At 71.6% G+C, this 26,822-nt stretch carries 26 protein-coding genes; 5 read left to right on the top strand and 21 right to left on the bottom strand.

Annotation, left to right across the window (positions count from 1 at the left end; translation table 11 throughout):
* Positions 1-400 precede the first annotated feature (400 nt).
* The 3 genes from B1H19_RS28580 to B1H19_RS28570 all read right to left on the bottom strand — a co-directional run bounded on the left by B1H19_RS28580 (position 401) and on the right by B1H19_RS28570 (position 6,055).
* Entirely contained in the window at positions 401-4,516 is a 4,116-nt protein-coding gene (locus B1H19_RS28580) for an AAA family ATPase (protein WP_203237249.1), read from the bottom strand.
* 674 nt (positions 4,517-5,190) lie between these two features.
* On the bottom strand, positions 5,191-5,394 hold the full coding sequence (locus tag B1H19_RS28575) for a hypothetical protein (protein ID WP_006602857.1): 204 nt from the start codon (positions 5,392-5,394) through the stop codon (positions 5,191-5,193).
* A gap of 379 nt (positions 5,395-5,773) precedes the next feature.
* Complete coding sequence (locus B1H19_RS28570) at positions 5,774-6,055, bottom strand: acylphosphatase (RefSeq protein ID WP_083107600.1); 282 nt, start codon at positions 6,053-6,055, stop codon at positions 5,774-5,776.
* A gap of 133 nt (positions 6,056-6,188) precedes the next feature.
* Between B1H19_RS28570 and B1H19_RS28565 the strand changes: the two genes are divergently transcribed.
* A complete protein-coding gene (locus tag B1H19_RS28565) occupies positions 6,189-7,130 on the top strand; it encodes a CAP domain-containing protein (RefSeq protein WP_083107599.1) in 942 nt (313 codons plus the stop codon).
* Between the two features lie 40 nt (positions 7,131-7,170).
* Here B1H19_RS28565 and mutM read toward each other — a convergent pair whose 3' ends face one another.
* The 9 genes from mutM to B1H19_RS28520 all read right to left on the bottom strand — a co-directional run bounded on the left by mutM (position 7,171) and on the right by B1H19_RS28520 (position 17,526).
* Positions 7,171-8,133, bottom strand: coding sequence for a bifunctional DNA-formamidopyrimidine glycosylase/DNA-(apurinic or apyrimidinic site) lyase (gene mutM, locus B1H19_RS28560; RefSeq protein ID WP_083107598.1), 963 nt, complete (start codon positions 8,131-8,133; stop codon positions 7,171-7,173).
* A gap of 143 nt (positions 8,134-8,276) precedes the next feature.
* Positions 8,277-9,113, bottom strand: a complete 837-nt coding sequence (gene rnc / locus B1H19_RS28555; protein WP_083109924.1) for a ribonuclease III — start codon at positions 9,111-9,113, stop codon at positions 8,277-8,279.
* 19 nt (positions 9,114-9,132) lie between these two features.
* The gene (rpmF, locus tag B1H19_RS28550) at positions 9,133-9,306 is read right to left on the bottom strand and encodes a 50S ribosomal protein L32 (protein ID WP_003951102.1); all 174 of its coding nucleotides are present in this window, start codon (positions 9,304-9,306) and stop codon (positions 9,133-9,135) included.
* Positions 9,307-9,308: 2 nt separating this feature from the next.
* On the bottom strand, positions 9,309-9,944 hold the full coding sequence (locus B1H19_RS28545) for a YceD family protein (RefSeq protein ID WP_203237378.1): 636 nt from the start codon (positions 9,942-9,944) through the stop codon (positions 9,309-9,311).
* 188 nt (positions 9,945-10,132) lie between these two features.
* Positions 10,133-11,368 carry an ATP synthase F0 subunit B gene (locus tag B1H19_RS28540; protein WP_083107597.1) on the bottom strand — a complete coding sequence of 412 codons (1,236 nt, stop codon included), beginning with the start codon at positions 11,366-11,368 and terminating at the stop codon, positions 10,133-10,135.
* A gap of 103 nt (positions 11,369-11,471) precedes the next feature.
* Positions 11,472-12,005, bottom strand: coding sequence for a pantetheine-phosphate adenylyltransferase (coaD, locus tag B1H19_RS28535; RefSeq protein ID WP_083107596.1), 534 nt, complete (start codon positions 12,003-12,005; stop codon positions 11,472-11,474).
* Positions 12,002-12,601: a 16S rRNA (guanine(966)-N(2))-methyltransferase RsmD gene (gene rsmD, locus B1H19_RS28530; protein ID WP_083107595.1), complete on the bottom strand. Its 600-nt coding sequence runs from the start codon at positions 12,599-12,601 to the stop codon at positions 12,002-12,004. Before rsmD ends, coaD begins: the two co-directional genes overlap by 4 nt.
* Before the next feature lie 171 nt (positions 12,602-12,772).
* Positions 12,773-15,793: a helicase-related protein gene (locus B1H19_RS28525; RefSeq protein ID WP_083107594.1), complete on the bottom strand. Its 3,021-nt coding sequence runs from the start codon at positions 15,791-15,793 to the stop codon at positions 12,773-12,775.
* Between the two features lie 86 nt (positions 15,794-15,879).
* The gene (locus B1H19_RS28520) at positions 15,880-17,526 is read right to left on the bottom strand and encodes a DAK2 domain-containing protein (RefSeq protein WP_083109922.1); all 1,647 of its coding nucleotides are present in this window, start codon (positions 17,524-17,526) and stop codon (positions 15,880-15,882) included.
* Positions 17,527-17,759: 233 nt separating this feature from the next.
* Here B1H19_RS28520 and rpmB point away from each other — a divergent pair, with 233 nt between their 5' ends.
* Complete coding sequence (gene rpmB, locus B1H19_RS28515) at positions 17,760-17,945, top strand: 50S ribosomal protein L28 (RefSeq protein ID WP_006602870.1); 186 nt, start codon at positions 17,760-17,762, stop codon at positions 17,943-17,945.
* A 104-nt stretch (positions 17,946-18,049) separates the two neighbouring features.
* Here rpmB and thiD read toward each other — a convergent pair whose 3' ends face one another.
* Positions 18,050-18,850 carry a bifunctional hydroxymethylpyrimidine kinase/phosphomethylpyrimidine kinase gene (gene thiD, locus B1H19_RS28510; protein ID WP_083107593.1) on the bottom strand — a complete coding sequence of 267 codons (801 nt, stop codon included), beginning with the start codon at positions 18,848-18,850 and terminating at the stop codon, positions 18,050-18,052.
* Positions 18,851-18,920: 70 nt separating this feature from the next.
* Positions 18,921-19,880 carry a thiamine-phosphate kinase gene (locus B1H19_RS28505; protein WP_083107592.1) on the bottom strand — a complete coding sequence of 320 codons (960 nt, stop codon included), beginning with the start codon at positions 19,878-19,880 and terminating at the stop codon, positions 18,921-18,923.
* A 158-nt stretch (positions 19,881-20,038) separates the two neighbouring features.
* On the opposite strand from B1H19_RS28505, the gene B1H19_RS28500 reads away from it, so the two are divergent.
* The gene (locus tag B1H19_RS28500; protein ID WP_046925812.1) at positions 20,039-20,272 is read left to right on the top strand and encodes an Lrp/AsnC family transcriptional regulator; all 234 of its coding nucleotides are present in this window, start codon (positions 20,039-20,041) and stop codon (positions 20,270-20,272) included.
* Positions 20,273-20,280: 8 nt separating this feature from the next.
* Entirely contained in the window at positions 20,281-20,769 is a 489-nt protein-coding gene (locus B1H19_RS28495) for a DUF3515 domain-containing protein (RefSeq protein WP_083107591.1), read from the top strand.
* Positions 20,770-20,793: 24 nt separating this feature from the next.
* Here B1H19_RS28495 and B1H19_RS28490 read toward each other — a convergent pair whose 3' ends face one another.
* From B1H19_RS28490 to B1H19_RS28480, 3 genes are all read right to left on the bottom strand, one after another.
* Positions 20,794-21,930: a D-alanine--D-alanine ligase family protein gene (locus B1H19_RS28490; RefSeq protein ID WP_083107590.1), complete on the bottom strand. Its 1,137-nt coding sequence runs from the start codon at positions 21,928-21,930 to the stop codon at positions 20,794-20,796.
* 81 nt (positions 21,931-22,011) lie between these two features.
* Positions 22,012-23,013, bottom strand: coding sequence for an NAD(P)H-dependent glycerol-3-phosphate dehydrogenase (locus B1H19_RS28485; RefSeq protein WP_083107589.1), 1,002 nt, complete (start codon positions 23,011-23,013; stop codon positions 22,012-22,014).
* Entirely contained in the window at positions 23,010-23,876 is an 867-nt protein-coding gene (locus tag B1H19_RS28480; protein ID WP_083107588.1) for a lysophospholipid acyltransferase family protein, read from the bottom strand. The genes B1H19_RS28485 and B1H19_RS28480 overlap by 4 nt, the downstream gene beginning before the upstream one ends.
* A gap of 140 nt (positions 23,877-24,016) precedes the next feature.
* Between B1H19_RS28480 and cofC the strand changes: the two genes are divergently transcribed.
* A complete protein-coding gene (gene cofC, locus B1H19_RS28475) occupies positions 24,017-24,760 on the top strand; it encodes a 2-phospho-L-lactate guanylyltransferase (RefSeq protein WP_083107587.1) in 744 nt (247 codons plus the stop codon).
* On the opposite strand, the gene B1H19_RS28470 is transcribed toward cofC, so the two are convergent.
* From B1H19_RS28470 to leuD, 4 genes are all read right to left on the bottom strand, one after another.
* Entirely contained in the window at positions 24,741-24,977 is a 237-nt protein-coding gene (locus tag B1H19_RS28470) for a hypothetical protein (protein ID WP_083107586.1), read from the bottom strand. The genes cofC and B1H19_RS28470 overlap by 20 nt on opposite strands.
* Before the next feature lie 93 nt (positions 24,978-25,070).
* The gene (locus B1H19_RS28465) at positions 25,071-25,721 is read right to left on the bottom strand and encodes an HU family DNA-binding protein (protein ID WP_083107585.1); all 651 of its coding nucleotides are present in this window, start codon (positions 25,719-25,721) and stop codon (positions 25,071-25,073) included.
* A 125-nt stretch (positions 25,722-25,846) separates the two neighbouring features.
* Entirely contained in the window at positions 25,847-26,092 is a 246-nt protein-coding gene (locus B1H19_RS28460; RefSeq protein ID WP_083107584.1) for an SCO5555 family protein, read from the bottom strand.
* A 134-nt stretch (positions 26,093-26,226) separates the two neighbouring features.
* A complete protein-coding gene (gene leuD, locus B1H19_RS28455; protein ID WP_083107583.1) occupies positions 26,227-26,820 on the bottom strand; it encodes a 3-isopropylmalate dehydratase small subunit in 594 nt (197 codons plus the stop codon).
* Between the last annotated feature and the right edge of the window lie 2 nt (positions 26,821-26,822).

Raw genomic sequence — 26,822 nt, 5'->3', positions numbered from 1 at the left:
AGGGGCAATGCAAGGGACAAACGAGGACACAAACAGAGGCACGGCACGGGAACGAGGCCGCAATCCCACCCCACAGATTCACCCTCCCGATAACTCTCCGCGGGAACGAATCACGCACCGTAGTTGTTGCCGGAGTATGAGGAGGCGGCAAGGAGGCAAAGACAAGAAGGCAATGGAGGCGAGGGGCACAACGGAGTCTCCAAGATCATCAGCCAGCGGCTGCGCTGCAAGCCAAGGCCAGAAGACAAGCGGGCCCCAACACACAGAAGCCAGGGGCGAGCGCACAGCGGTCGCGGAGGCCGCCCTGGACGACACCAAACCAAGCGGCCGAGATGGGATTGCGGCCTCGTTCCCGTTCGGTGCGGCCGAGATCGGTCGATACCAGTCGGGAGAGCGTCGGTCAGCGCAGCCGCTGGCTGATGACCTTGGAGACGCCGTCGCCCTGCATCGAGACGCCGTAGAGCGCGTCCGCGACCTCCATAGTCCGCTTCTGGTGGGTGATCACGATCAGCTGGGAGCTCTCCTGGAGTTCCTCCATGATCCGGATCAGCCGCTGCAGATTGGTGTCGTCCAGCGCGGCCTCGACCTCGTCCATCACATAGAACGGGCTGGGCCGCGCCTTGAAGATCGACACCAGCAGCGCCACCGCCGTCAGCGAACGCTCGCCGCCCGACAGCAGCGACAGCCGCTTGACCTTCTTGCCCGGCGGCCGTGCCTCGACGTCCACGCCGGTCGCCAGCATGTCGTCCGGGTCGGTCAGCACCAGCCGGCCCTCGCCGCCGGGGAACAGCCGCGCGAACACGCCCTCGAACTCCCGCGCCGTGTCGTGGAAGGCCTCGGTGAAGACCTGCTCCACTCGCTCATCGACCTCCTTGACCACCCGCAGCAGGTCGGCCCGGGTCTTCTTCAAGTCTTCAAGCTGCTCGCTGAGGAACTGATGGCGTTCCTCCAGTGCCGCGAACTCCTCCAGCGCCAGCGGGTTCACCTTCCCGAGCTGCTGATACGCCCGCTCGGCAGCCTTGAGCCGTTTCTCCTGCTCGGCGCGCACATAGGACACCGGCTGGTTGCGCGGGTGGTCCGGGTCCTCGGGCAGTTCCTCGCCCTGGGCCGGGGGCGAGGGCGGGACGGGCTGCCCGGGACCGTACTCCGAGATCAGCACGGCCGGTTCGACCCCCAGCTCCTCCAGCGCCCGGGTCTCCAGCTGTTCGATCCGCAGCCGCTTCTCCGCGCCGAGCACCTCGCCGCGGTGGACCGAGTCGGTCAGCTTGTCCAGCTCGGACTTCAGCTCCCGGCCCTGTTCGCGCTCGGCCACCAGGGCGGCTTCCCGTTCGGCCTTGGCGCGTTCGGCGGCGGCGCGTTCCTCCTCGGCCCGCACGACCGACACCTCGACATGTGCCAGCAGCTGCCGTGCGCCGGAGGCGACCGCCGAGGCCACCGCGGCCTCGTGGCGCAGCCGGGCCCGGCGCCGCTCGGCCCGCGCCCGCGCCTCGCGCTCGGCGCGCGCCCCCCGGTCCAGCGCATCGGCCCGCCCGGCCAGCGCCTTCACCCGCTCCTCATGGGTACGGGCCTGAAGCCGGGCCTCCATCTCCGTCTGGCGGGCGTTGGCGCCGTCGGCGGCGAGCCGGTCCCGTACGGAGGTGTCGGGTTCCTCGTCGCCCGGGCCCGCGTCCTCCTCGGCCGCGGCCAGCCGGGCGGAGAGTTCCTCGGCCTCCTCGGTGGCCCGCTCCAGCGCTTCCTCCGCCTTGGCTGCGGCCGCGGCGGACCGCTCGGCCTCCCCGGCGGCCGCCCGCGCCTGGCCGCCGAGCCGCCCCAGGTCCCCCGCAACCTTGGACTTCTCCCGATCGGCCGCGCGCCGGCGCTCATCCAGCGCCTCGGCCAGCGCGGCGCACTCGCCCCGCCGCTCCTTCGCCGCCCGCTCGGCCGCGGCCAGCTCCGCGCAGCGCGCCTCCAGACGCTCCAGCTCGGCCGCGGCCTCGTCGACCGACGCCTGCACCTCCAGCAGACTCGGCGCCCCGGCCGACCCGCCCTGCGCGAAGTGCGCTCCCAGCAGATCGCCCTCCCCGGTCACCGCCATCAGGTCGGGCCGCGCCACCACCAGCTCCTCGGCGTCCTCCAATGTCCCGACCACCACCACATCCCGCAGCAGCCGCGCCACGGCAGCCGTCAACTCCCGGGGTCCGTGAACCAGTTGCCCCGCCCATACGGGCGCGGACGCGGAACGGGTGTCGGCGCCGCGCCCGGGGCCGGCCACCTGGGACGGCACGGAGGGACCGCAGTGGCCAGAGGGACCAGAGTGGCCGGAGGGACCGGATGCAGGAGCAGTGGCAGAGGTCGGCGGCGGGGCAGAAGCCGGGGCGGGAGCGGGAGCCGGGACGGCGGCGGTGACGTCGCCGGCCGACGAAGCCGACGATGCGGGCTCGCCGACGCCCGCCGCGGGAGCGACGCCCGCCGCCGGGCCGCCGCCCTGCGCAGGCACGCCGCCCCCGCCACCTGCCGCCTCCCCCGTCGCGGCATCCAGAGCGGCCCGGCCATCCACACTGGTCGCATCCGCAACATCTGTCACACCAGTCATACAGGTCACGTCGGCGATGTCGGCCGCATCGATCACATGGGTCGCTCTGGCCACACGGGCCGCACCGTCCGCACGGGCCGCACCGTCCGTACCGGCCACATCAGCCGTACCAGCCAGGCCAGCCACACCTCCAGCACCAACAGCAGCACCACCCTCAAGATCGCCCGCACCACCCACACCAGCCCCAGCGACCCCATCCCCCCGCCCCGCTCCCCCAGCCCCCTCGACCCGCCCCAGCACCATCGCCGCCCGCCCCGCGTCCTGTCGGCGGAGCAGGCGGATGGCCTCTGCGGCGGTGGCCGGGTCGGTGACAGCGACGGCGTCCGCGGCGGCGCCGAGGGCGGCGGCGACCGGGATCTCGAAGCCGGGGGTGACGGTGAGCAGTTCGGCCGCCGGGCCGAGGAGCCCGGTCAGGCGGTCGGCGGCGGCCAGCAGTGCGCCGGTGCCGTCCTTGCGACGGAGGCCGAGGGCGAGGGCATCGTGGCGGGCCGAGGTGGCGGCGCGCGCCCGTTCGGCCGCGGTGTGCGCCTCGCGGGCGGCGGTCAGCGCGCTCTCGGCCGCCGCCAGCTCGCGGCGGGCCGCCGCATGCCGTTCCCCCAGCTCCTCGTCGTCCGCGTCCAGCCCGTCGACCTCGGCCTTGCGCCGTTCGTACGCCTCCTGGGCGGCGGCGGCCCGCTCCTGGGCGGCGTCGCGGGCCTCGGCGAGCCGGCCGATCTCGGCGTGTGCCGAGGCCGCGCGGCCGCGGGCGGCGGTGACCTGCCCGCTGAGCCGGGCGAGTCCCTCGCGGCGGTCGGCGATGGCGCGGGCGACGTCCCGCAGCCTGCGTTCCTCGTCCGCCAACTGCCGCTCCAGTCCGGCGCGGTGCTCGACGGTGTCCTCCAGGGCCCGGCTCGCCGCCTCCAGGGCGGCGGACAACTCCGCCTCCTGTTCGCGGATCCGCGCGGCCTCGCGTTCCATGTCGTCGGGGTCGCGTCCCTGGCGTTCGTCCTGCGGGATCTGGGAGGCGCTCTTTACCCGCGCCTCGGCCAGGGACACCGTGCCGCGCACCCGCTCCGCCAGCTGCGACAGCTCGTACCAGGTCTGCTGGGCGCGCTGCACCCGTGGCGTGAGGGCGCGCACCTCCGTCTCCAGTGCCGCCTCCCGCTGGAGGGCGGTGCGCAGCCGGGTCTCGGCGGCCTCCTTGCGTTCCCTGAGGGCGGCCTCGTCCTCGATCTCGGCGCGCAGGGCCCGGCGCAGGGTGACGAGGTCGTCGGCGAGCAGGCGCAGCCGGGCGTCGCGCAGGTCGGCCTGGATGACGGCGGCGCGCCGGGCGACGGCGGCCTGGCGTCCCAGGGGTTTGAGCTGGCGGCGCAGCTCGTCGGTCAGGTCCTGGACGCGGGCGAGGTTGGCCTTCATCGCGTCGAGTTTCCGCAGCGCCTTCTCCTTGCGCTTGCGGTGTTTGAGAACGCCGGCGGCCTCTTCGATGAATCCCCTCCGGCCCATGGGGTCGGCGTGCAGGACGGAGTCGAGCTGGCCCTGGCCGACGATGACATGCATCTCGCGGCCGATTCCGGAGTCGGAAAGCAGTTCCTGGATGTCGAGCAGGCGGCAGGTGTCGCCGTTGATCTGGTACTCGCTGCCGCCGTTACGGAACATGATCCGGGTAATGGTGACTTCGGCGTATTCGATGGGCAGTGCGCCGTCGGAATTGTCGATGGTGAGCGAGACCTCGGCCCGGCCCAGCGGGGCCCGGCCGGTGGTGCCGGCGAAGATGACGTCTTCCATCTTTCCGCCGCGCAGCGATTTGGCGCCCTGTTCGCCCATGACCCAGGACAACGCGTCCACGACATTCGACTTGCCGGAACCGTTGGGGCCCACGACGCAGGTGATGCCGGGTTCGAAGCGCAGCGTCGTGGCGGAGGCGAAGGACTTGAAGCCTCGCAGGGTCAGACTCTTCAGGTGCACGCCGTTGGACTCTACCGGCCGCCCGTCGGGGGGCGGTCCCAACATTCCGCCGCCGGGGTACGGGGCGCGCCGAGCCGGGGTACGACCCCCGGGTATGGCGGCCGGACGCGCCCAGGGGCTCCACGTGGTGTTCTTTTTCGGTTTCGCCGGGGAAAGCGCCGGGCACATCAAGCGGTAAGCCGTGCGGTGAGGGAGGTTCGGCGGGGCGGAAGAGGCCGTAGAGGCCAAAGGGGCGGGTCACGGAACGGGGCGGGCAGACGGATCACGGAACCGGACCGGAAGGCCGGGATACGGGCCGACGGCCGGGGAGGGGCAAAGGACCGGAAGATCCGGTGGAGAATTCGCCGGTCCGCCGGACCGGGGAGTCGGCGAAAACCAGCGGAGGCCGAAGCAGGCCGGCACGGCAAAGCAGCGGCACCGAAGACCACGAATCGCAAATCCCGGGAAACCCAACCGCGCGCGAATATGCTGGAACTTTCCAGAATGCGCGGGAGGCGGACACGGGAAGGCTCGGGAAGGACCCGGAAGATCCGGACCCGGATTCCGCACCGATACGACGGCACGAAACGACGGGCGCGAAACGACGAAGGGACGCCGAAGCGTCCCTTGCAGATCTTGAAGAGCGGCGGTGCCTCAAGCGGCTGGCGAGCAGCCCGTCCGGCCCTGGGTTGGGGTCAGGTGAGCGCGGGCTCCGCCTGGGGTACGTCGATGTCCAGCATCGAGTCGTCGCGACGTGCGGCAGCCGACAGCATGTCGTTTTCGGCCTGCATCCGAATGAGTTCGGATTCAAGGTCTTGGACGCGCTGCTGAAGCCGTCGCATCTCGGAGAGGACTCGGGGGTCGGAGCCGCCGACGTAACCGAGAAGCGCCTTTGCCATGATGGATGGTCCTCCACACTGAGTGACCGACCGAAGCGGTGTGGGTCGTGAGGGATTCGCACCCGCGGTGCTTGTCATTACTGTTGTCTTCAATGCCAAACAGCTAAGGTGCGCGGGGATTCCAGAGTCTCACCAAATGGTTTGAGGGTCAACACGATCACACCCCGTATCGTCGGGCGCCCGAGAGTGCGCGGCCGTCGTGGCGCTGCGCTCGCTCTCCAGAAGGGCCCCGCGGGGTGTGGAGATCATCCGTACAGCGGCAGCCTTGCACGGGTCGGCCGAGTTGGCAACCACCAGGCGTTATCTGTGGTGAGCGGCCGACAAAGACGCGGGCCGAAGATCATTTTTGACGGCCGTCCGGTCGGTTCCGGTGGGCCGGTCAGCGGATTTCGAAGCCGTCGTAGCCGCCGCGGGGCGTGTCCCATATCTCAGTGACGCCGTCGACGCGGCCGGGCGTGTCTCCGGTCCGCAGCCAATCCAGCAGTTCCTCGCAGCGTTCCTTCGGGCCCTCGGCGACGACCTGGACGCGGCCGTCGCCGAGATTGCTCGCGAATCCGGCGAGTTCGCCGATGCGCAGGGCGTTGGCGCGGGTGAACCAGCGGAATCCGACCCCTTGGACGCGGCCGCGCACCCACGCGGTCACCCGGACGTCTTCGTTCATGTGTGCACGTTAACCGGCCAATTGCCGTTGAGGCACCTCGGGCCGGGACGTCATGGCGTACAGTCCCCCGACATCGGGACTCACCCTTTTGGGTGAGTTGCATTTGACGGTGAGGACGGAAGGAAGGCAGCGGATGGGCCGCCATCGACGTTCTGCTCCCCATGCGCCCGACCGTGCGCCGGAACCCGTAGGTACCCGGCCTGTTGACGCCGTCGCACCGCGTTCGGCGCGGGCCGGCAGCACACGGCACGCCGGTCATCGCGCGGGGCCCCGCCGCGGTACGGCACCGGTGCGCACCGGGCTGCTCGGCGCGTCGGCCGCGGTGGCCATGGGAGCGGTGGCGGTGGCTTCCGGACTGATCCCGGGCGGCGGGCAGTTCGTGGTGGGCGGCGGTGAGCGCGGGGAGCGGGTGCGCGCCGATGCGCTGCCGCAGGCCGGGCCGCAGGGCGGGAATTCCGTGGTGCCGACGGACCGCGCCACCGATCCGGCGAGCCGTGGCGCCGGGCGTACCGCGGTCCCGCACCCCCGGCGGCCGTCGTCGGCGGCGTCCCCGTCGGCCTCGCCCTCCCCTTCCTCCAGCACCAAATCCCCCGCCACGGGCACCGGTTCGCCCCGTCCCGCGAAGAGCGCGGAGCCGACGGCGTCGGCCTCGCCGACGCCCAGGACGACCCCGTCGGCGTCGCAGAGCCCGGATCCGGAGCCGTCCGCCGCCGATCAGGTGCTCTCGCTGGTCAATCAGGAGCGTGCGCGGGCCGGCTGCTCGCCGCTGACCGCGGACCGGCAACTGGCGGGGCTGGCGCAGGCGTTCAGCGACGATATGGCCGCGCGCGGCTTCTTCGACCACACCGACCCGGACGGCCACACGCCGTGGGACCGGGCCCGCGAGGCGGGCATCACGGATCTGGGCGGCGAGAACATAGCCCGCGGCCAGGCCAATGCCCAGTCGGTGATGGACACCTGGATGGCCAGTACAGGCCATCGCGAGAACATCCTCAACTGCGAATACAAGACGCTCGGGGTGGGCGTGCACCTCGGGCCGGGCGGGCCGTGGTGGACGCAGGACTTCGGCTTCTGAGGCGTAGGCCGCCCCGTCAGGCGCGGCGTACGCCTCCTCGTCAGGCGCCCCGTACCGGACGGGGCGGGCGCTGGCAGCGGGGGCAGAAGTAGCTGGAGCGGTTCATCCAGGGGCGGCGGCGGATGGGGGTGCCGCAGCGGCGGCAGGGTTCGTCCTCGCGGCCGTAGGCGTCCAGGGAGCGTTCGAAGTAGCCGGACTCGCCGTTGACGTTGACGTAGAGGCTGTCGAAGCTGGTGCCGCCGACGGCCAGCGCGGCGTTCATCACGTCCCGTACGTGGCCGAGCAGCTCGGCGGTGCGCGGGCGGGTGAAGGTGGCGGTGGGGCGGTCGTAGTGGAGCTTGCTGCGCCACAGGGCCTCGTCGGCGTAGATGTTGCCGACGCCGCTGATCAGGGACTGGTCGAGCAGCGCCCGTTTGATGGTGGTGCGGCGGCGGCGCAGCGCGGTGTGGAAGGCGGCGTCGTCGAAGGCCGCGTCGAGCGGGTCGCGGGCGATGTGGGCGATGACGTCGGGCAGGTGGTCGGGGTCGCCGGGGACGGTGTCGTGCAGCGAGAGGCCGCCGAAGGTGCGCTGGTCGACGAAGCGGAGTTCGGTGCCCTCCGCCCCGGGGGGCGCCGGTGTCACCGTGTCGTCGAAGCGGATGCGGATGCGCAGATGCTTCTCGTCGGGGGCGTCCTGGGGCTGGACCAGCAGCTGGCCGCTCATGCCGAGGTGGGCGAGGATCGCCAGGCCGTGGGTGACGGAGGGGGTGACGAGGGGGGCGATGCCTTCGGCGGCGGTCTGGGCGGCCGGGCCACCGCCGGTCACCGGGAGCCAGAGGTATTTGCCGCGGCGCCGCGCGGTGCCCAGCCGCAGTCCGGTGAGGCGGTCGGCGAAGTCGGCGGGGCCGGCGGTGTGGCGGCGGATGGCGCGCGGATGGCGGACCTCGACGGCGCCGACGGTGCGGCCGGCGACCCAGCGTTCCAGTCCGCGGCGGACGACCTCGACCTCGGGCAGCTCGGGCACGGGGGCTCCTCATGATCGGTCTCATGGTCGGTCCCGGGAGTGGTCCCGGGAAGAGGTCGTCCGGGCAGGACTTCCTGGGGAAAGACCTCTGACCCCGTCCGGGGCGGCGCACGGCCGTCCCGGACGGGGTCAGAAGGGGTGGTTCAGTGTGCCGACGACGGCCGGTCGCCGGAGGCCGGAGCCGGGGCCCCGTCCTTGGCGGTGGCGCCGTCGCCGGAAGCCGTCTCGGCCGCTTCGTCCGCGGCGGCGCGGATGGCGCGCCACGCGGACTCGGCCGCCTGCTGTTCGGCTTCCTTCTTGCTGCGGCCGGTGCCGGTGCCGTACGAGACACCACCGACGCGGGCGGCAGCAGTGAAGGTCTTCTCGTGGTCCGGGCCGGTCTCGCTGACGAGATATTCGGGGACCCCGAGTCCTTCGGTGGCGGTCAGTTCCTGGAGGCTGGTCTTCCAGTCCAGGCCGGCGCCCAGGCTGGAGGACTTCTCGATCAGCGGGTCGAAGAGCCGGTGCACCAGCTCCCCGGCGGCTTCCAGGCCCTGGTCGAGGTAGACGGCGCCGATCACCGCTTCGAGGGTGTCGGCGAGGATGGATGCCTTGTCCCGGCCGCCCGTGCCCTCTTCGCCCCGGCCGAGGCGGATGAAGGCACCGAGGTCGAGGCCGCGGCCCACCTCGGCGAGCGCACGCGAGTTGACCACCGCGGCCCGCAGTTTGGCCAGCTGGCCTTCGGGCAGGTCGGGGTGGATGCGGTACAGCGTGTCGGTGACCACCAGGCCCAGCACCGAGTCCCCGAGGAATTCGAGCCGTTCGTTGGTGGGCAGACCGCCGTTCTCGTATGCGTACGAGCGGTGCGTCAGCGCACGCACCAGAAGGGCGGACTCGAGCGTGTACCCGAGCCGCCCTTCCAGAAGCGTGTGGGACGAGGCCGTCGTCTCTGCCGGAGGTTCGTCCCCGCGGTTGCGGGGGGACTGATTGGCGTCTGACATGAAGCCCGTCACCAGCCGCTCAGACCTCGAGGACCTGGCGCTTGTTGTAGGTGCCGCAGCTGGGGCACGCGATGTGCTGCTGCTTCGGCTCGTGGCAGCGCTCGCACGCCACCAGGGTGGGGACCGCAGCCTTCCACTGCGACCGGCGGTGACGCGTGTTGCTGCGCGACATCTTCCGCTTCGGAACGGCCACGGCTACTTCTCCTGTGTCAGAGGTTCGTCCCCGCTGTCGCGGGGGGAACGGTTGTCCTTCTCGTCGTCCTGGTCGGACCCGACGAGTCCCTGCAGTGCCGCCCAACGGCTGTCGACGGCGTCGTGGTGGTGGTCCGGGTCGTCCGCCAGCCGCGCTCCGCAATCGGAGCACAGGCCGGGGCAGTCGTCCTGGCACACCGGCTGCAGCGGCAGTGTGAGCACCACCGCATCCCGCAGCACGGGTTCGAGGTCGAACAGGTCGTCCTCGATGAAGAAGGTGTCTTCCTCGTCCTCGGCGTCGTCGCCGGATTCCGCGGTGCGGGTCCGGTCGTCGGCGTCGGGGTAGGAGAACATCTCCTGGAAGTCCGCGTCGAGCTCTCGCTCCAGCGGCTCAAGACACCTTACGCACTCCCCCTTCACGGCCGCACGGGCGGTACCTGTGACAAGTACCCCGTCCATGACCGCTTCCAGGCGGAGGTCGAGCTCGATCGGGGCGCGCTCGGGCACTCCGACGACCTCGTTGCCGAGGTCACTGGGTGCCTCGACGGTGCGGGAGAGCCGCTTGAGCGTGCCGGGACGACGACCCAGCTCGCGTGTGTCGAACACGAGCGGGGCACGGTGGTCGAGGCGGGCGTTGATGGCTTCCTGCTTTCTGTACTGCGCTACGAGCCGCCCGATACCGGCTGGAGGGGTCCGGCTGGATATGCGGGCAGCACTGATCGCGAATGTAGAGGCGACCGAACAGCCAGGATACTGGACGTGCCCCGATAGGCCCAATCCGCTTCCGGCCGTTGTGCGGGCGCCGGTGGGCGGGCCGGCTGTGGCGGCTACTGGCGCCGCTGTTCGTACTGCTCCTCGTACTGCCGGATCTGGTCCATGTTGATCATGCTGGTGTCGAAGAGGCTGGTCTCGTCCAGCGCTCCGGCCTGCGCGTTCGGGTCCTGGGGGGCGTGCGGGGGCTGCGGGGGCAGCTGCTGCGGGAGGTAGGCGTTGGGGTCGTAGCCCTGCTGCTGGGCCTGCTGCTGCCAGTCGTAGCCGTAGGGGTCCTGGGGGTGCTGGGCGTAGAGGTCCTGCTGGGGCTGCTGGTAGGCGTAGGCGTCCTGCTGCGGGTAGGCCGCCGGGTCGGCGTAGTAGCCCTGGTGGAGCGGGTCCTGCTGGATCTGCTGGGGATCCTGGATCTGCTGGGGATCGTGGAGCTGCTGGGGATCGTGGAGCTGCTGGGGATCCTGCATCTGCTGGAGGCCCTGGAGCTGCTGGGCGTCCTGCGGCTGCTGCGGGGCCTGGGGCACGGGCTGGGGCGCTGCCAGGGCCTGCTGCGGGTCCTGGGCGGTGCCGGCGCCGATGCCCGCCAGTTCGGCGAGGTATTCGGCGTCCGCCTGCGGCTGGGCGGTCTGCGGGTCGCCGGCCGTCGCCATGTGCACCGCGAGCTCGTCGATGGCGCGGGCGCCCTGGAGCTTGTCGCGGCCGCGGCCGACGGCTTCCAGGGTTTTGGTCAGGACGGCCTGGAAGGCGCCGAACTTGGCGTCCACATAGGCGTCGGCGCGCTGTTTGAGGGTCTCGGGGTCGGCGCTGCGCTCGGGGGCCTCGGTGTCCTCGTAGCCCTGTTCGTCGAGCCCGGGGCCGCGGCCGAGCAGCTTTTCGCGGCCGCGGTCGACGGAGCCGATGGTCTTGGTGAGGACGACCTCGAAGTTGGCGAGTTTGGAGTCGACGTAGTCGTCGGCCTCGGCGCGGATCTCCTCGGCCTCGCGGCGGGCCTCGGCCAGGATCCGGTCGGCCTCGTCCTGGGACTGGCGGGCGACCTCGGTGTCGGAGATCAGGGAGCCGCGCTGGGCGTGCGCGGACTCGATGATCCGCTCCGCCTCGGCCCGTGCCTCCTCGACCATCTGCTCCCGTCCGCCGAGCAGCTCCTGCGCCTGGGCGAGGGAGCCGGGCAGGGCCGCCCGTACCTCCTCGAGCAGGGCGAGCAGCTCGGCGCGGTTGACCACGCACGAGGCCGACATGGGCATGGACCGGGCGCCGCTGACGGTCGAGACGATGTCGTCGAGCTTCTTCTGCACGTCCACCTTGGACTCGCCACTCTCTGAAGGGATGGAACGAGGGAACGGGACGACTGTACGGCCCCGGGGCGCCGGCCCGACACCTTCCGGCTCACCACCCGAGGGCTCGTCAGGAACGCTTGGTGCGCAACCGCTCGGTCAGGGCGTCGAGAACGACCGGCGGGACGAGGTGGGAGACGTCGCCGCCCCAGGCGGCGACCTCCTTGACGAGGCTGGAGGACAGGAAGCTGTAGGTGGGGTTGGTGGGGACGAAGAGGGTCTCGACGCCGGAGAGGCCGTTGTTCATCTGGGCCATCTGGAGCTCGTAGTCGAAATCGCTGACGGCGCGCAGGCCCTTGACGATGGCCGGAATGTCGCGCTGTTTGCAGAAGTCGACGAGCAGGCCGTGGAAGGCTTCGACCTCGACGTTGCCGTATTCGGCGGTGGCCCGGCGGATCAGGTCGATGCGCTCTTCGACGGTGAACAGGCCCTGCTTCGACTGGTTGATCATCACGGCGACGTGGACGACGTCGTACAGCCTGGAGGCACGGGCGATGATGTCCAGGTGCCCGTTGGTGACGGGGTCGAACGACCCCGGACAGACGGCGCGGCGCAACTTCGTCTCCTCGCTCTGCGGTCCGGTCTTGCTCTGCGGTCCGGTCATGACGCGTGTACCGACGTCGGGTCGGCGGGCGTCGAAGCGGCGCGACCGTACCAAAGCGTCGCCTCGCCGTAGCGACGGGACTTGATCGCTTCGAATCCGTCCGGCCAGGGGAACGTGCCGCTTCTGGTGCTGCGTTCCACGGTGACGAGTGCGTCGTCCGCAAACCACCCCTGACCACGGAGTGTGATCAGGATCTCGCGGAGATCGGCTTCGGTGGCGGCGTAGGGCGGGTCCAGGAAGGCGATGTCGTACGGGGCGCCGGGGGGCGGGCCGGCGGCGGTCTGCTCGGCCTTGCCGGTGCGCAGTTCGGCGCCGGGCAGGCCGATGGCGCGGATGTTGTCGCGGATGGTGCGGGCGGCGCGGGGGTCGGCCTCGACGAGCAGGACGTGGGCGGCGCCGCGGGAGAGCGCCTCCAGGCCGACGGCGCCGGAGCCGCCGTACAGGTCCAGGACCCGGGCGCCGGTGAGCGGGCCGTCGAGCGCCTCCCAGGTGGAGAAGAGGGCTTCGCGGGCCCGGTCGGAGGTGGGGCGGGTGCCGTTTCCCGGTGGTACGGCCAGGCGGCGGCCGCCGGCCGTACCGGCGATCACGCGGGTCATGGGCCCGTCCTTACGTGGTGCGTGGGGTGGAGGTGCTGCGGGAGCCGGTGGGCTCGGCTCCCACGATATTCCGTCGCCGCCGGGCGGGCGCCCGGCTTGCGGGCCCGGCGGCGCCGGGGCGGGGTGATCGATCTCACCACGCCTGCGCCCTGGTCCCTGCTCCCCGCTCGCTCATCCCTTGTCCAGGTACTGCTCCCGTTCGTCGTCCAGCAGGGCGGAGAGCGCGGTGCGCAGCTCGGGGTAGCCGGTGAGGTCGGGGTCGGCGGCGACGAGGGCGGTGGCCTCTTCTCTGGCGGCCGCGATGACCTCCTCGTCGTCGATGACCGCGAGCATCCGCAGCGAGGAGCGGACGCCGGACTGCGCCTGCCCCAGGACGTCGCCCTCGCGGCGCTGTTCGAGGTCGATACGGGAGAGTTCGAAGCCGTCGAGGGTGGCGGCGACGGCGGCGAGCCGGGCGCGCGCCGGGCTGGCCTCGGGCATTTCGCTGACCAGCAGGCACAGGCCGGGTGCGGAGCCGCGGCCGACCCGGCCGCGCAGCTGGTGCAGCTGGGAGACGCCGAAGCGGTCCGCGTCCATGATCACCATGGCGGTGGCGTTGGGGACGTTGACGCCGACCTCGATGACGGTGGTGGCGACCAGCACATCGAGCGCGCCGGCCGCGAACTTCTGCATCACCGCGTCCTTGTCGTCGGGCGCCATCCGGCCGTGCAGGACCGCCACTTTCAGGCCGGACAGGGGGCCCTTGGCGAGCTGGTCGGCGATGTCCAGGACGGCCAGCGGCGGCCGCTTCTCCGCCACGTCCTCCGGTGAATCCGCCTCCGGTGAACCGGCCTTCTGCGCGGCCCCCTTGGCGCTCTTCGTGCCCGCTTTGGGGGTGTCCTCCTCGTCGCCGATGCGCGGGCAGACGACATACGCCTGGTGGCCGGCGGCCACCTCTTCGCGGACCCGTTCCCAGGTGCGCTCCAGGAAGTGCGGTTTGTCCTTGGCGGGCACCACATGGCTGGCGATCGGTGAGCGTCCGGCGGGGAGTTGGTCCAGTACGGAGGTCTCCAGATCGCCGAAGACGGTCATGGCGACCGTGCGGGGAATGGGCGTGGCGGTCATCACCAGCAGATGCGGGGGCTGGGCCCCCTTGCCGCGCAGGGCGTCGCGCTGCTCGACGCCGAAGCGGTGCTGTTCGTCGACGACGACCAGGCCCAGGTCGTGGAACTGCACCTTGTCCTCGATCAGGGCGTGGGTGCCGACGACGATGCCGGCCTCGCCGGTGACCAGGTCGAGCAGCGCCTGGCGGCGGGCAGCGGCGCCCATGGAGCCGGTCAGCAGCACCACCTTGGTGCCGTGTTCGGCGCCGCCGAGCAATCCTCCTTCGGCCAGTTCGCCCATCATCTCGGTGATCGAGCGGTGGTGCTGCTGGGCCAGTACTTCGGTGGGTGCCAGCATCGCGGCCTGGCCGCCGCTGTCGACGACCCCGAGCATGGCGCGCAGCGCGACCATGGTGTTGTGGGTGACGGTGAAGTGGTCGGTCACATAGGCGTGTTCGGGGTGGGCGACGCTGATGCACTGGACCGGTTTGCGGCCGACGTGCGCGATGGCCCGGACGTGGCGGCGGAAGCCGACGGGGCCCGGGCCGCCGCCGTCGGGGGACGCGGCGTCGCGCAGCGCCACGTATACGTCGTGGGCGCCGTCGCGTACGGGGATCTGCCGGGCATGGCCGCCGACGGAACGCACCAGCCAGGCGAGGTCGTCGGCCAGCGGGCCGGGCGCGGCGCGGAATACGGCGTTGGCGCCCGCGGGCCGTCCTCCGGCGTCCATCAGGCCGCGCACCAGGGCGAGGCGGTCCTTGAGCGGGGCGTTGCGGTAGGCGTCCGGTACGCGGCCGTCCGGGCCGTGGGCGCGCCGCTCGGCCAGCTCCGTACCGAGGACGTACGGGTCGAGCGGCCGGTCGTCGCCGCCGTCGAGGTCCACCGGGGTGGCGGGCGCGATGGACCACTTGGGGCGGCCGTCGGGGTGCAGCAGATCGGCGCGCAGCGCGCGGGTCGTCAGCACCCGCTCGCCCGTATGCCGCGAGGCGACGATCCACAGGTGCTCGTCATCGCACTCCACGGTGCTGCCGTCGGACAGCTCCAGCCGCCACACCTCCCGTTCGCCCTGTGGGAAGACGCCGTCGACGAAGGCGCGCTCGCCGCTGGGGACCACCACCTCGGTGCCGACGGTCATCTCCCCCATCGGCCGGAAGCCCCGCGGCGTCAGCACCAGGGCGTCCAGCGGCTGGGCCTTGCCGGAGCCCACTTCGCCCTGGAGGAGGCGGTGCATGGGGTGGCTGGTGGCCAGGTCGTCGAAGATCTCGCGGCTGACGCGCTGCTGGCCGTCGGTGAGGGTGAAGGGCAGTTTGCCGTCGAAGGCGTCGAGCAGTCCGTCGGCCTTCAATGCCCTGGGGACGGCGGGGAGTTGGGTTTCGGCCAGGCGCCGGCGGGCCAGCGCGACCTGGAGGACGAACGCCTCGTCCCATTTGAGGCGGGCGCGGGCGTCGGCGATATCGGCTTTGGTGCGCGGCCGGTGGATCGTGTGCAGGGCGTCGGGGAGCGGGAGCAGATCGCGGCCTTCGCGCAGCGCGTCGGGCAGCGGGTCGACGGCGTCCGGTGCGCTGGGCAGTACCGCGTCCACGGCCTTGGCGATCTTCCAGGAGGCCATCTGCTGGCAGGCGGGGTAGATCGGCATGAGCTGGTTGGCGAAGGCGCTGACCGCGTCGGCCCCGGAGTCGTCGCCGTCCTTGTCCAGGAGCTGGTATTCGGGGTGGGCGAGCTGGAGTCTGCGGTTGAAGACGGAGACCTTGCCGGCGAACATCGCGCGGCGGCCGGGCAGCAGCTCCTTGTGGGGTTTGTGGACGCCCTTGCCGAAGAACACCAGGCGCAGCCGGCCGCTGCCGTCGGTGAGGGTGACCTCCAGGCGTTTGCCGCGGCCGCCGTTGAAGGTGTGGACGCGGGCGTCGGCGACCTGGGCGACGACGGTGACGTGTTCGTCCAGCGGCAGGTCGGCGAGGCGGGTGAGCTCGCCGCGCTCGGCGTAGCGCCGGGGGTAGTGGTGCAACAGATCGCCGACCGTTTGCAGGCCGAGGTGCTCGGCCAGCACTTTCGCGGTGCTGCCGCCGAGGATGTTCTTCAGGGGTTCGTCGAGCGCTGCCACGCGTTCCATTGCACACCACGGGACTGACAATCGGCGCGTGCCGGCGCTGTCTCCGGTGGTTTTCCCGCGTCCTGCCCGCGGTCCCGCCCGCGGTCCTATTCGACGCCGATGAGCAGCGGCGCCGCGTGCTGGCCGCCTTCGTAGACGACGGTGTCGACGGCGAGATAGCGCTCGCGGACATGCCGTTCCAGCCGTTCGGCCAGGGCTGCGGGAACGCCCTCGCCCAGGACGAGGGTGACCATTTCGCCGCCCGCGGAGAGCATCCGGTCGAGCACCGTCATGGCGGTGGCGGCCAGTTCGGCGCCGATCACCGCGACATCGCCGTCGATCAGGCCGAGGACGTCGCCGGCCTGGCAGACGCCGGCCATCGTCCACGACTGGCGTTCGGCGACGGCCAGCTCGGCGTAGCGGGTGGCGCCGGCGGCCGCGGTCATGGCGACGACGTCCTCGTCGAAGCTGCGGTCGGGTTCGTGGACGGCGAGGGCGGCGATGCCCTGGACCGCGGAGCGGGTAGGGATCAGGGCGACGCGGACGCCTTCGGTGCGGGCCTGTTCGGCGGCGGCCGCGGCGGTGTGCCGCAGGTCGGGGTCGTTGGGCAGCAGCATCACCTCGCGGGCGTGGGCCTGGCGGATGGCCTGGACCAGTTCGCCGCTGGCGGGCGGTTCCCCGGGGCGTACGGCAACGGTGGTGGCGCCCGCCTCGGCGCACAGTCCGGCGAGCCCGGCGCCGGGGACGACGGCGACGACGGCGCGGGCGGCCAGCTCCGGTTCCCTGGTGCGGGCGGCGCCGCCGAAGTGGGTGATGGCGATGCGGTAGGGCCGGCCGGCCTCGATGCCGGCCTCGACGGCGGCGCCCGCGTCGTCGGCGTGGACGTGGACGTTCCACAGGCCGTCGCCGCCGACGACGACCAGGGAGTCGCCCAGGGCGTCGAGGCGGGTGCGCAGCCGGGCCACCGCGGCGTCGTCGGCCTCCAGCAGGTAGATCACCTCGAAGGCGGGGCCGTCCTCGTCGGCGTCCGCACAGCCGTCCACCTCACGCACGGTCGCCTCGTGCCCGCCGGCCTCCGGGAGCGGCGCGTCGGCCCGCAGGGCGACGGGGGCCGCCGTCGCCTCGCCGGACAGGGCGTCGGCGAGGGCGCCGAGCAGGGCGACCAGGCCGCAGCCGCCGGCGTCCACGACGCCCGCCCGGCCGAGGACCGCGAGCTGGACGGGGGTGGCCTTCAGGGCGGCGCGGGCGCCGTCGTGGGCGGCCCGTGCGACGGCGGCGGCGTCCCCGGTGGCGCCTTCGGCGGCGGTGGCGGCGGCGGTGGCGACCGTCAGGACGGTGCCCTCCACGGGGTGGGCGACGGCCTCGTAGGTGGAGGCTGCGGCCCTGCGCAGGGCGCAGCGCAGCGCCTCGGGCCCGCCGTCGGCGTCGCCGGCCGCCAGGACCTCGGTCATCCCGCGCAGCAGCTGGGCGACGATGGTGCCGGAGTTGCCGCGGGCGCCGATGAGGGCGCCGTGGGCCATGGCGCCGATGGCGTCGGCCAGGCGGGGTGCGGTCCCGGTGGAGGCGTGGCCGTCGAAGGCGGCCTCGACGGCGCGGGTGGCGGATTCGAGGGTCAGGTAGAGGTTGGTGCCGGTGTCGCCGTCGGCCACCGGGTAGACGTTGATCGCGTCGATCCGCTCGCGTTGCCGGCCGAGCGATTCCAGGGCCAGCCCGCACCAGGCGCGTACCGCGGCGGCGTCGAGCGGGTAGGGCACATCGTCCTCCTGGATCGCGGGATGCACCGCACAGTAGCCGCGCTCCGGCACCGGGTGCGGGGCGGGTGCCGGGGGCTGCGTGATAGTTTCGTTCTACGGGAGCGGTCGTTGTATGCTGCTCCGGTTGCCCGATGAAAATCGGGCCATTCCTCTCCTGACGACGCCGGTAAAGGCCATGCACTCGGCCCGTCGGGATTTCACCGTAAGTGCATCTGAAGTCTTTGGAGTGACCCGTGGCTGCCAACTGCGACGTCTGCGGCAAGGGGCCGGGCTTCGGCAAGAGTGTCTCGCACTCGCATCGCCGTACCAACCGTCGTTGGAACCCCAACATCCAGACGGTGCGTGCGGTGATCGGGCGGACGCCGAAGAAGCTGAACGCCTGCACCTCGTGCATCAAGGCCGGCAAGGTCTCGCGCTGACGCGTTCGCCGTAGCGCAGCCCAGCCGGTTGCTTGTGAAGCCGGTCCATCCGTCGGATGGGCCGGCTTTTGCCGTTCCCGGGGGCGGTTCGGGCGCGCAGTGGTTCAGCCGCGCAGGCGCCAGCCGTGGTCGACCGGGCCGATGCCCGCGCCGAGCCGGAATCCGGCCGCGATGGCGCCGGTGACGTACTCCTTGGCCGCGGCGGCGGCCTGCGGGACGGTGTCGCCCTTGGCGAGCTGTGCGGCGAGCGCGCTGGCGAGGGTGCAGCCGGTGCCGTGAGTGTGCCGGTTGTCGTGGCGCGGGGCGCGCAGCCAGTGTTCCTCGCGGCCGTCGGTGAGCAGGTCGACGGCCTCCCCGGTGTCCGCCGTCAGGTGGCCGCCCTTGACGAGCGCCCAGCGCGGCCCGAAGTCCAGGACCGCGGCGGCCGCCCGCCGCATATCGGCCTCCTCGCGGACGTGTACGCCGGTGAGCCGGGCGACCTCGTCCAGGTTGGGGGTGGCGACGGTGGCGGTCGGCAGGAGCTTGGTGCGTACCGCGTCCAGGGCGCTCTCGGCCAGCAGCGGGTCTCCGTGCTTGGAGACGCCGACGGGGTCGATGACGACCGGGACGTCGAGGTCGGCGAGGAGCGCGGCGACGGTCTCGGCGAGTGCGGCCGAGGAGAGCATGCCGGTCTTGACGGCCTGGACGCCGATGTCGTCGACGACGCTGCGGAACTGGGCCCGTACGGCCTCGGCGGGCAGTTCCCACGCGCCCTGCACGCCGAGCGAGTTCTGGGCGGTGACGGCGGTGAGCACGCTCATGCCGTGGGTGCCGAGCGCCAGCATCGTCTTGAGGTCGGCCTGGATGCCGGCGCCGCCGCCGGAGTCGGATCCGGCGACGGTCAACGCGCGAGGAGGTGTGGGCATGGCGCCGAATCTACTCGCCCTCCCGTCACCCGGCCTCCACCCCCAAAAGACGCCGCTACGCGCCGACCTCCTACTCGTTGTCCCCGAAGTGGTCCCAGCCGGCCTTCGCCCAGGGGGCGCCGTCGACGGTGACCTGCGGCAGCGCGGAGGGGTTGAGGACCTCGCCGATGACCTTCCAGCGGGCGGGCAGCTTCACATCGGGCGGGAACGTGGCCACGATCGCGTGGTCCTCGCCGCCGTTGAGCACCCACTGCATGGGGTCCACGCCGACCGCGGTGCCGATGTCGGACATCTGGGAGGGGATGTCGATGGCGGCGGAGCGCAGGTCGATACGGACCTTGCTGGCCTCGGCGATGTGCCCGAGGTCGGCGACCAGGCCGTCGCTGACGTCGGTCATGGCGGTGGCGCCCAGCCCGGCGGCGGCGGGGCCCGCGTGGTAGGGCGGTTCGGGCCGGCGGTGGGCCTCGACGAAGGCGCGCGGTGAGCGGAATCCGCGGGTCAGGACGGCGTGCCCGGCGGCGGACCAGCCCAGCCAGCCGGTCACCGCGACCACGTCGCCGGGCTGGGCGCCGGCCCGGGTGACCGGTTCGGCGTTGCGCAGATCGCCGAGGGCGGTGATGGCGACGGTGATGGTCTCGCCGCGTACGACGTCACCGCCGACGACCGCGGCGCCGGCCACCTGGCATTCGTCGCGCAGCCCGTCCATCAGCTCGGTGGCCCAGGTGGCGGGGAGTTCGGCGGGCACGACCAGGCCGAGCAGGATCGCGGTGGGCACCGCGCCCATGGCCGCGATATCGGCCAGGTTCTGTGCGGCGGCCTTGCGGCCCACGTCGTAGGCGGTCGACCAGTCGCGGCGGAAGTGCCGGCCCTCCAGGAGGACGTCGGTGCTGGCCACCACCCTCCGGTCGGGCGCGGTGACCACCGCGGCGTCGTCCCCCGGACCGATGCGTACGGCCGGGGTGGAGGTGAGCCGGGCGGTGAGCTCCCTGATCAGCCCGAATTCCCCCAGCTCGCCCACGGTGCCCTTCATGCTGTTGCCCTTCCCCTGCGTACGGACCGTCCGTACTGGTCTGACGAGTGCGCCGCATGCGCCGCTTTCACCGCGCGGGTCTCCCCGCTCCGCACGGTGACGCGGTACCGTGGCGTCCCTTCTTCCCACATGATCCCCGTAGCCGCCCTGGAGGTCCCGTGGTACAGGCGTACATCCTGATCCAGACCGAGGTCGGCAAGGCCTCCGCGGTGGCGGAGGTGATCGCGAAGATCCCCGGCGTGCTCCAGGCCGAGGACGTGACCGGACCCTACGACGTGATTGTGCGGGCGCAGGCCGACACGGTGGACGAGCTCGGCCGCATGGTGGTCGCCAAGGTCCAGCAGGTGGAGGGGATCACGCGGACCCTCACCTGTCCGGTGGTTCATCTGTAGCTCCCCGTATGCTCGGCCGGGTGAAGACTGCGCGCCGCCGGTACCTGGCCCTGCCTGTACTCACCGTGCTGTTCGCGGCGGTGGGCTGTGCTTCGACGGATGTCGATGCGCCCTCCCCGCGGGGTGAGGCGGCGCGCCACTGCCGGGCGCTCCACCGGGAGTTGCCGAAGACCGTGGAGGGGCTCGAGCGGGGCACCGCCGAGCCCGTCTCCGACTTCACTGCCGTATGGGGCGATCCTGCCGTGACGCTGCGCTGCGGGGTGAGCAAGCCCGACGTCCTGACGTACGGAAGTGAACATTACAACCCCACGGCCGACGCGGCGGCGGTCGACGGTGTGCAGTGGCTGTTCGAGAAGCAGGATGACGGTTACCGCTTCACGACCGTGCTGCGCAAGGTCTATGTCGAGGTGACCGTGCCGGGGAAGTACGCCCCCGAGATCGATGTGCTCACCGACCTCGCGGGCGCCGTCAAGAAGACCGTCCCGGCGGGTGTGTAGCGGCGCCCTGCGGGCGGACCGCCGTCAGCGCAGCCCCGTGGAGCGGTTCAGCGCCGCCTGGAGCAGCCGGTCGATCAGCTCCGGGTAGCTCACACCGCTCTCCTGCCACATCCGCGGGTACATCGAGATGGGCGTGAAGCCGGGCAGGGTGTTGATCTCGTTGATCACGAACTCGCCGTTGTCCTGGAGGAAGAAGTCGGCGCGCACCAGGCCCTCGCAGGACGCCGCCTCGAAGGCTTGGACGGCCAGTTCCTGGACCTTGGCGGTCTGCTCGGCGGTCAGCGGGGCGGGCACGATGCCTGCGGCCGAGTCGATGTACTTGGCCTCGAAGTCGTAGAAGTCGTGCGCGGTGACCGGCGGGATCTCGGCCGGGGCGCTCGCGCGCGGGCCGTCCTCGAACTCCAGCACCCCGCACTCGATCTCGCGGCCGCGCAGCAGCGCCTCGACGATGACCTTGGGGTCGTGGCGGCGGGCTTCCTCGACGGCCTCGTCCAGGCCCGCGAGGTCGTCGACCTTGGTGATGCCGATGGACGAGCCGGCCCGGGCGGGCTTGACGAACAGCGGCCAGCCGTGTTCGCCGGCGAAGTCCACGATCTTCTTGCGTGCGGCCGCGGGGTCCCTGTCCCACTCGCGGGGCCGGATGACCTCGTACGGGCCGACGGGCAGCCCGAAGGAGGTGAAGACCCGCTTCATGTAGTCCTTGTCCTGGCCCACGGCGGAGGCGAGGACGCCCGAGCCGACGTAGGGGATGCCGGAGAGCTCCAGCAGGCCCTGGAGGGTGCCGTCCTCGCCGTAGGGGCCGTGCAGGACGGGGAAGACGACGTCGACCTCGCCGAGCGCCTTGGGGACCGAGCCGGGCTCGGTGTAGACGACCTCGCGGCTGGTCGGGTCGACCGGCAGCACCACGCCGCCCTCGGCGGACTCGGCGAGCGCGGCCACGCTGGGCAGCTGCCGGTCGGCGATGGCCATCCGCTCGGGATCGTCGGCGGTCAGCGCCCAGCGGCCGTCGGTGGTGATGCCGATGGGCAGCACCTCGTACTTGTCGCGGTCGATGGCGCGCAGCACGGCTCCGGCGGTGAGTACGGAGATGGCGTGCTCGGAGCTGCGGCCGCCGAAGACGACGGCGACGCGGGGCTTGTGGGAGGAGGTCTGGCTGCTCATAACGCGTTGAGGGTACCTGCTGGCAGGCCGGGAGTCAGTGCTGGCGGGCCGGGTGGTTTCCGCCGGACGGCCCCGGCCGCTTCAGTGCCGCTCCGGCTTGGCGGTGCGCGCCATCAGGTCCTTGAGGGCGACCATCGGCGGTTTGCCCTCGTGGACGATCTCCACGACGGTCTCGGTCAGCGGCATGTCGACGCCGTGCCGGCGCGCCAGATCCCGTACGGACTCGCACGACTTGACGCCCTCGGCGGTCTGCTTGGTGACCGCGATGGTCTCCTCCAGCGACATGCCGCGGCCGAGGTTGGTGCCGAAGGTGTTGTTGCGCGACAGCGGCGAGGAGCAGGTGGCGACGAGGTCGCCCATGCCGGCCAGGCCCGCGAAGGTGTGTGCGTCGGCGCCCATGGCCAGGCCCAGCCGGGTGGTCTCGGCCAGACCGCGGGTGATCAGGGAGGCTTTGGCGTTGTCGCCCAGGCCCATGCCGGTGGCGATGCCGACGGCCAGCGCGATGACGTTCTTGACGGCGCCGCCCAGTTCGCAGCCGACCACGTCGGTGTTGGTGTACGGGCGGAAGTACGGGGTGTGGCAGGCGGTCTGGAGGCGCCGGGCGACGTCCTCGTCGACACAGGCCACGACGGCGGCGGCGGGCTGGCGGGCGGCGATCTCCTTGGCGAGATTGGGGCCGGTGAGGACCGCGACGCGTTCCGCGGGCACCTTGGCGACCTCCTCGATGACCTCGCTCATGCGCTTGGCGGTGCCCAGTTCGACGCCCTTCATCAGGGAGACCAGGACCGTGCCGTCGGCGAGCAGGGGCGCCCATTCGGTGAGGTTGGCGCGCAGCGTCTGCGAGGGGACGGCGAGGACGGTGAAGTCGGCGCCGCGGGCGGCTTCCGCGGGGTCGGTGGTGGCCCGTACGGCGGCGGGCAGGGTGACCCCGGGCAGGTAGTCGGGGTTGGTGCGGCCGGTGTTGATGGCGTCGACGACGGCGGCGCGGCGGCCCCAGAGGGTCACCTCGCATCCCGCGTCGGCGAGCACCATCGCGAAGGCGGTGCCCCAGGACCCCGTGCCGAAGACGGCGCAGCGCGTCACTTGCTGTCATCCTCCTGTGCCTGCTGGGTGCTTTGGGCCTGCCGGGCGGCGGGGGCCTGCTGCGTGAGGGCCACCGCGTCGCTGCCGGCGGGCTCGATGAGGGCGTTGGCGGCGACCTTGGCGGCCTCGCGGGCGGCGCGCCGCTCGCGGGCGATGGCCTTGCGGTAGTCGTACGGTTCGGCGGGCGCGGGCTCGTCGCGCAGCAGGGCCAGCTGCTCGGTGATGGCGGCCATGATGGTCTCGGTGACGGCGCGCAGCACCTCGGCGGTGGGCTCCTTGCCGTGGAACGCGCTCAGGTCGACCGGCGGTCCCGCCTTGACCTTGAGTGTTTTGCGGGGGAAGAGCCGGAGCTTCTTCTCCTTGGCGTACGGCGGCATCGCGTCATTGGCGCCCCACTGGGCGACGGGAATGACCGGGGCCTTGGTCAGCAATGCCACGCGGGCGGCGCCGGTCTTGCCCTGCATGGGCCACATGTCGGGGTCGCGGGTGAGGGTGCCCTCGGGGTAGAAGGCGACGCATTCGCCCTTCTCGATCGCGGTGACGGCGGCGCGGAAGGCGTTGGCCGCGTCGGTGGTTTCCCGGTAGACGGGGATCTGTCCGGTGCCGCGCATCATCAGGCCGACAAAGCCGCTCTTGAAGAGACCGGACTTGGCGAGGAATCGCGGGACCCGGCCGGTGTTGTACTGATAGTGCGCGTAGGAGAGCGGGTCGAGATACGAGTTGTGGTTCACCGCGGTGATAAATCCACCCTCGGCGGGAATGTGCTCCATTCCTCGCCAGTCCCGCTTGAACAGAACCACGAGCGGCGGTTTGCAGATGACCGCGGCCAAGCGGTACCAGAAGCCGATTCTGCGGCGGGACACTTGGACACCCTCCTTGTGGGACCTGTGAAGCTGCGCCGGTCCGGCAGCCGCACAAGTGTCGCTCCAGGTACCCGCTATGTCGAGAACACCGTAACCCCGCCACCGGCGGGAGTCGGCGGGCGCGGGGGAGAATGAGGGCGATGACAAGAGACGGAGCGGATGCGGGCTGGAGCCTGGTGGTGCCGCTGAAACCGCTGGTGCGGGCCAAGAGCAGGCTCTCGCAGGCGGCCGGGGAGGATGTGCGGCCCCGATTGGCGCTGGCGTTCGCCCTGGACACCGTGGCCGCGGCGCTGGCCTGCACCGATGTGCGCGATGTGGCGGTTGTCACGGACGATCATGTGGCCGGGGAGCGGCTGGCGGCCCTGGGCGCGCGCATCGTGCCCGACACACCGGGCGGCGGTCTCAACGCGGCGCTGGCGCACGGTGCGCGGGCGGTACGGGCGCGTCGTCCCGGTGCCGCGGTCGCGGCCCTGAACGCGGATCTTCCGGCGTTGCGTCCGGCCGAGCTGGAACTGGTGCTCCATTCCGCCGCGCTATTTCCCCGTGCATTTCTCGCGGATGCGGCGGATATCGGGACAACACTTCTCACCGCGCGGTGCGGAGTGGAATTGGCGCCGGCATTCGGCGGCGCTTCGCGGCTGCGCCACCTGGCGTCCGGGGCGCGGGAGATCACCGCGCCCGGGGTGCCGTCGGTGCGGCGGGACGTGGACACCGGTGAGGATCTGCGGGCGGCGCTGGCGCTGGGCGTGGGCCCGTACACGGCCGCGCAGGTACGAGGGCCGGTGGGCGGCGCTCCGGCGGGCGCAGGCGGGCCTGAGGGGCCTCGGGAGCCGGTGGAGCCGCAGGGGCCGGTGTCCCCCGCGGTCAGAGCGTCTGGAGGGTGATGAGCACGATCCTGCGGCCTTCGGCTCTGCCCTCTGCGGCGCCGTCGCCCGTACCCGCCGCAGTTTCGACCTCGATACGGACGCGCTGACCGGGCCGCAGCAGCCGCAGCCCGCCGGCGTCGAAGGCCGCCGCGTCGAAGGGCAGCGGGGTGCCGTCGTCGAGCAGCACGCTGCCGGAGCGGGTGGCGTCGTCGTAGGTGTATGCGGTGGCCTGCATGACGGAAAGCCTAGTTCAGGGCGGTGTGCGCGCATGCACCGCGGGCCGGGCTCCCCGGAGGGAGACCGGCCCGGCGCCCGGCGTCTTGGCTGTTTACCGCTTGCGGGCGGTGGTCTTCTTGGCGGTGGTCTTGCGCGCCGTGGCCTTCTTGGCCGGCGCCTTCTTCGCCGTCGCCTTCTTGGCGGGGGCGGTCTTCTTGGCGGTGGCCTTCTTCGCCGTCGCCTTCTTGGCGGCCGTGGTCTTCTTCGCCGCGGCCTTCGCGGGGGCCTTCTTCGCCGTGGTCTTCTTGGCGGTGACCTTCTTCGCTGCCGTGGTCTTCTTCGCCGCGGCCTTCTTCGCCGTTGTCTTCTTGGCGGCGGCCTTCTTGGCGGTGGCCTTCTTCGCGGCCGCCTTCTTGATGGCGGCGCCGCCGGTGAGGCTGCCCTTGGGGGCCTTCTTGACGGAGACCTCGCCGCCCTTGGGGAGCTTCTTCGAGCCGGCCACCAGGTCCTTGAAGCCCTGACCGGCGCGGAATCGCGGCACCGAGGTCTTCTTGACCCGCACGCGCTCCCCCGTCTGCGGGTTACGGGCATAGCGGGCCGGACGGTCGACCTTCTCGAACGAGCCGAATCCGGTGACCGAAACGCGGTCGCCGCCGACAACTGCACGGACGATTGCGTCCAGTACCGCGTCCACCGCGTCCGCGGCGTTCTGGCGGCCGCCGAGCTTGTCGGCAATGGCTTCTACGAGCTGCGCCTTGTTCACGTCTTCCCCTTCGGAGACATTGCTGGAACGAAAGTTTCCAAGCTTTTTCGCACGTTAGGCAGATACATACCGCAAATCAAACACGAAACGGGCTAATCACCCTTGTGCCGCAACAAACTCGACCTTCACGGACTTCCGTCGCGGTGCACGTCTTCGGGATAACGACCTTCATCGAGGTCATGCATGAACCACTCCAGACGCCTTGCCGCGTCCGCAAGATCGTGTTTTGCCGCGGCCGTGATGACGAGCAGCTTCCGGGTCAGCGCCATCCGTACGCCCTCCGGGACTTGCAGTGTCCGCACCCTTGCGTGTGCGTCCTTGAGTCGGTCGGCGACGAAACCGTAGAGCTCGAGTTGGCCGTCGCGTTCCATGCGCTAATTGTGCCATCTGCGGCGAGTTGTCGCTTCACGGGGCCTCAACGGCCGCGTACACAAGCCGATGCGCCCCCTGCCAACTGCACAGGGGGCGCATCGTACGCAATAACTCTTTGAGCCAAAAGCCGAGGTCAGACCTCAAGGGTGCGCGGCTTGAAGGACGGGCGATTCGCCTCGTACGTCACGATGGACGACTCCTCCCGGAGAGTGAGGCTGATGTCGTCCAGCCCCTCCAGCAGCCGCCAACGGGCGTTCTCGTCCAGCTCGAAGCCGGCGGTGATGCCCTCGGCGCGCACCTCGCGGGCGACCAGGTCGACGGTGACCTCGGCGGTGGGGTCGGCCTCCGCCAGCTTCTGCAGCGCCTCGACGGTCTCCTGCGGCAGGACCACCGTCAGCAGGCCGTTCTTGAGGGAGTTGCCGCGGAAGATGTCCGCGAAACGCGAGGAGATGACGGCCTTGAAGCCGTAGTTCTGGAGCGCCCAGACGGCGTGCTCACGCGAGGAGCCGGTGCCGAAGTCGGGGCCCGCCACCAGGACGGTGGCGCCGTTGTACGCCTCCTGGTTGAGGACGAACGCGGGATCCTTGCGCCAGGCCTCGAACAGCCCGTCCTCGAAGCCGTCGCGGGTGACCTTCTTCAGCCAGTGGGCCGGGATGATCTGGTCGGTGTCGACGTTGCTGCGGCGCAGCGGGACGGCCCGGCCGGTGTGGGTGGTGAAAGCTTCCATGG

It is taken from the genome of Streptomyces gilvosporeus, assembly GCF_002082195.1.
Lineage (GTDB): Bacteria > Actinomycetota > Actinomycetes > Streptomycetales > Streptomycetaceae > Streptomyces > Streptomyces gilvosporeus.
The sequence above is the reverse complement of the archived record's forward strand: the minus strand, read 5'-3'. Positions and strand labels throughout refer to the sequence as shown.

Excerpts from the sequence above, each read along its gene's own strand:
- B1H19_RS28570 (WP_083107600.1), bottom strand. The coding sequence starts at position 6,055 with ATGAACGAAGACGTCCGGGTGACCGCGTGGGTGCGCGGCCGCGTCCAA.
- B1H19_RS28505 (WP_083107592.1), bottom strand. The coding sequence starts at position 19,880 with ATGAAGGGCACCGTGGGCGAGCTGGGGGAATTCGGGCTGATCAGGGAG.
- B1H19_RS28575 (WP_006602857.1), bottom strand. The coding sequence starts at position 5,394 with ATGGCAAAGGCGCTTCTCGGTTACGTCGGCGGCTCCGACCCCCGAGTC.
- B1H19_RS28565 (WP_083107599.1), top strand. The coding sequence starts at position 6,189 with ATGGGCCGCCATCGACGTTCTGCTCCCCATGCGCCCGACCGTGCGCCG.
- B1H19_RS28470 (WP_083107586.1), bottom strand. The coding sequence starts at position 24,977 with ATGCAGGCCACCGCATACACCTACGACGACGCCACCCGCTCCGGCAGC.
- B1H19_RS28525 (WP_083107594.1), bottom strand. The coding sequence starts at position 15,793 with ATGGAACGCGTGGCAGCGCTCGACGAACCCCTGAAGAACATCCTCGGC.
- cofC (WP_083107587.1), top strand. The coding sequence starts at position 24,017 with ATGACAAGAGACGGAGCGGATGCGGGCTGGAGCCTGGTGGTGCCGCTG.
- B1H19_RS28460 (WP_083107584.1), bottom strand. The coding sequence starts at position 26,092 with ATGGAACGCGACGGCCAACTCGAGCTCTACGGTTTCGTCGCCGACCGA.
- thiD (WP_083107593.1), bottom strand. The coding sequence starts at position 18,850 with ATGCCCACACCTCCTCGCGCGTTGACCGTCGCCGGATCCGACTCCGGC.
- B1H19_RS28495 (WP_083107591.1), top strand. The coding sequence starts at position 20,281 with ATGCTCGGCCGGGTGAAGACTGCGCGCCGCCGGTACCTGGCCCTGCCT.
- leuD (WP_083107583.1), bottom strand. The coding sequence starts at position 26,820 with ATGGAAGCTTTCACCACCCACACCGGCCGGGCCGTCCCGCTGCGCCGC.
- rnc (WP_083109924.1), bottom strand. The coding sequence starts at position 9,113 with ATGTCAGACGCCAATCAGTCCCCCCGCAACCGCGGGGACGAACCTCCG.
- B1H19_RS28490 (WP_083107590.1), bottom strand. The coding sequence starts at position 21,930 with ATGAGCAGCCAGACCTCCTCCCACAAGCCCCGCGTCGCCGTCGTCTTC.
- coaD (WP_083107596.1), bottom strand. The coding sequence starts at position 12,005 with ATGACCGGACCGCAGAGCAAGACCGGACCGCAGAGCGAGGAGACGAAG.
- rsmD (WP_083107595.1), bottom strand. The coding sequence starts at position 12,601 with ATGACCCGCGTGATCGCCGGTACGGCCGGCGGCCGCCGCCTGGCCGTA.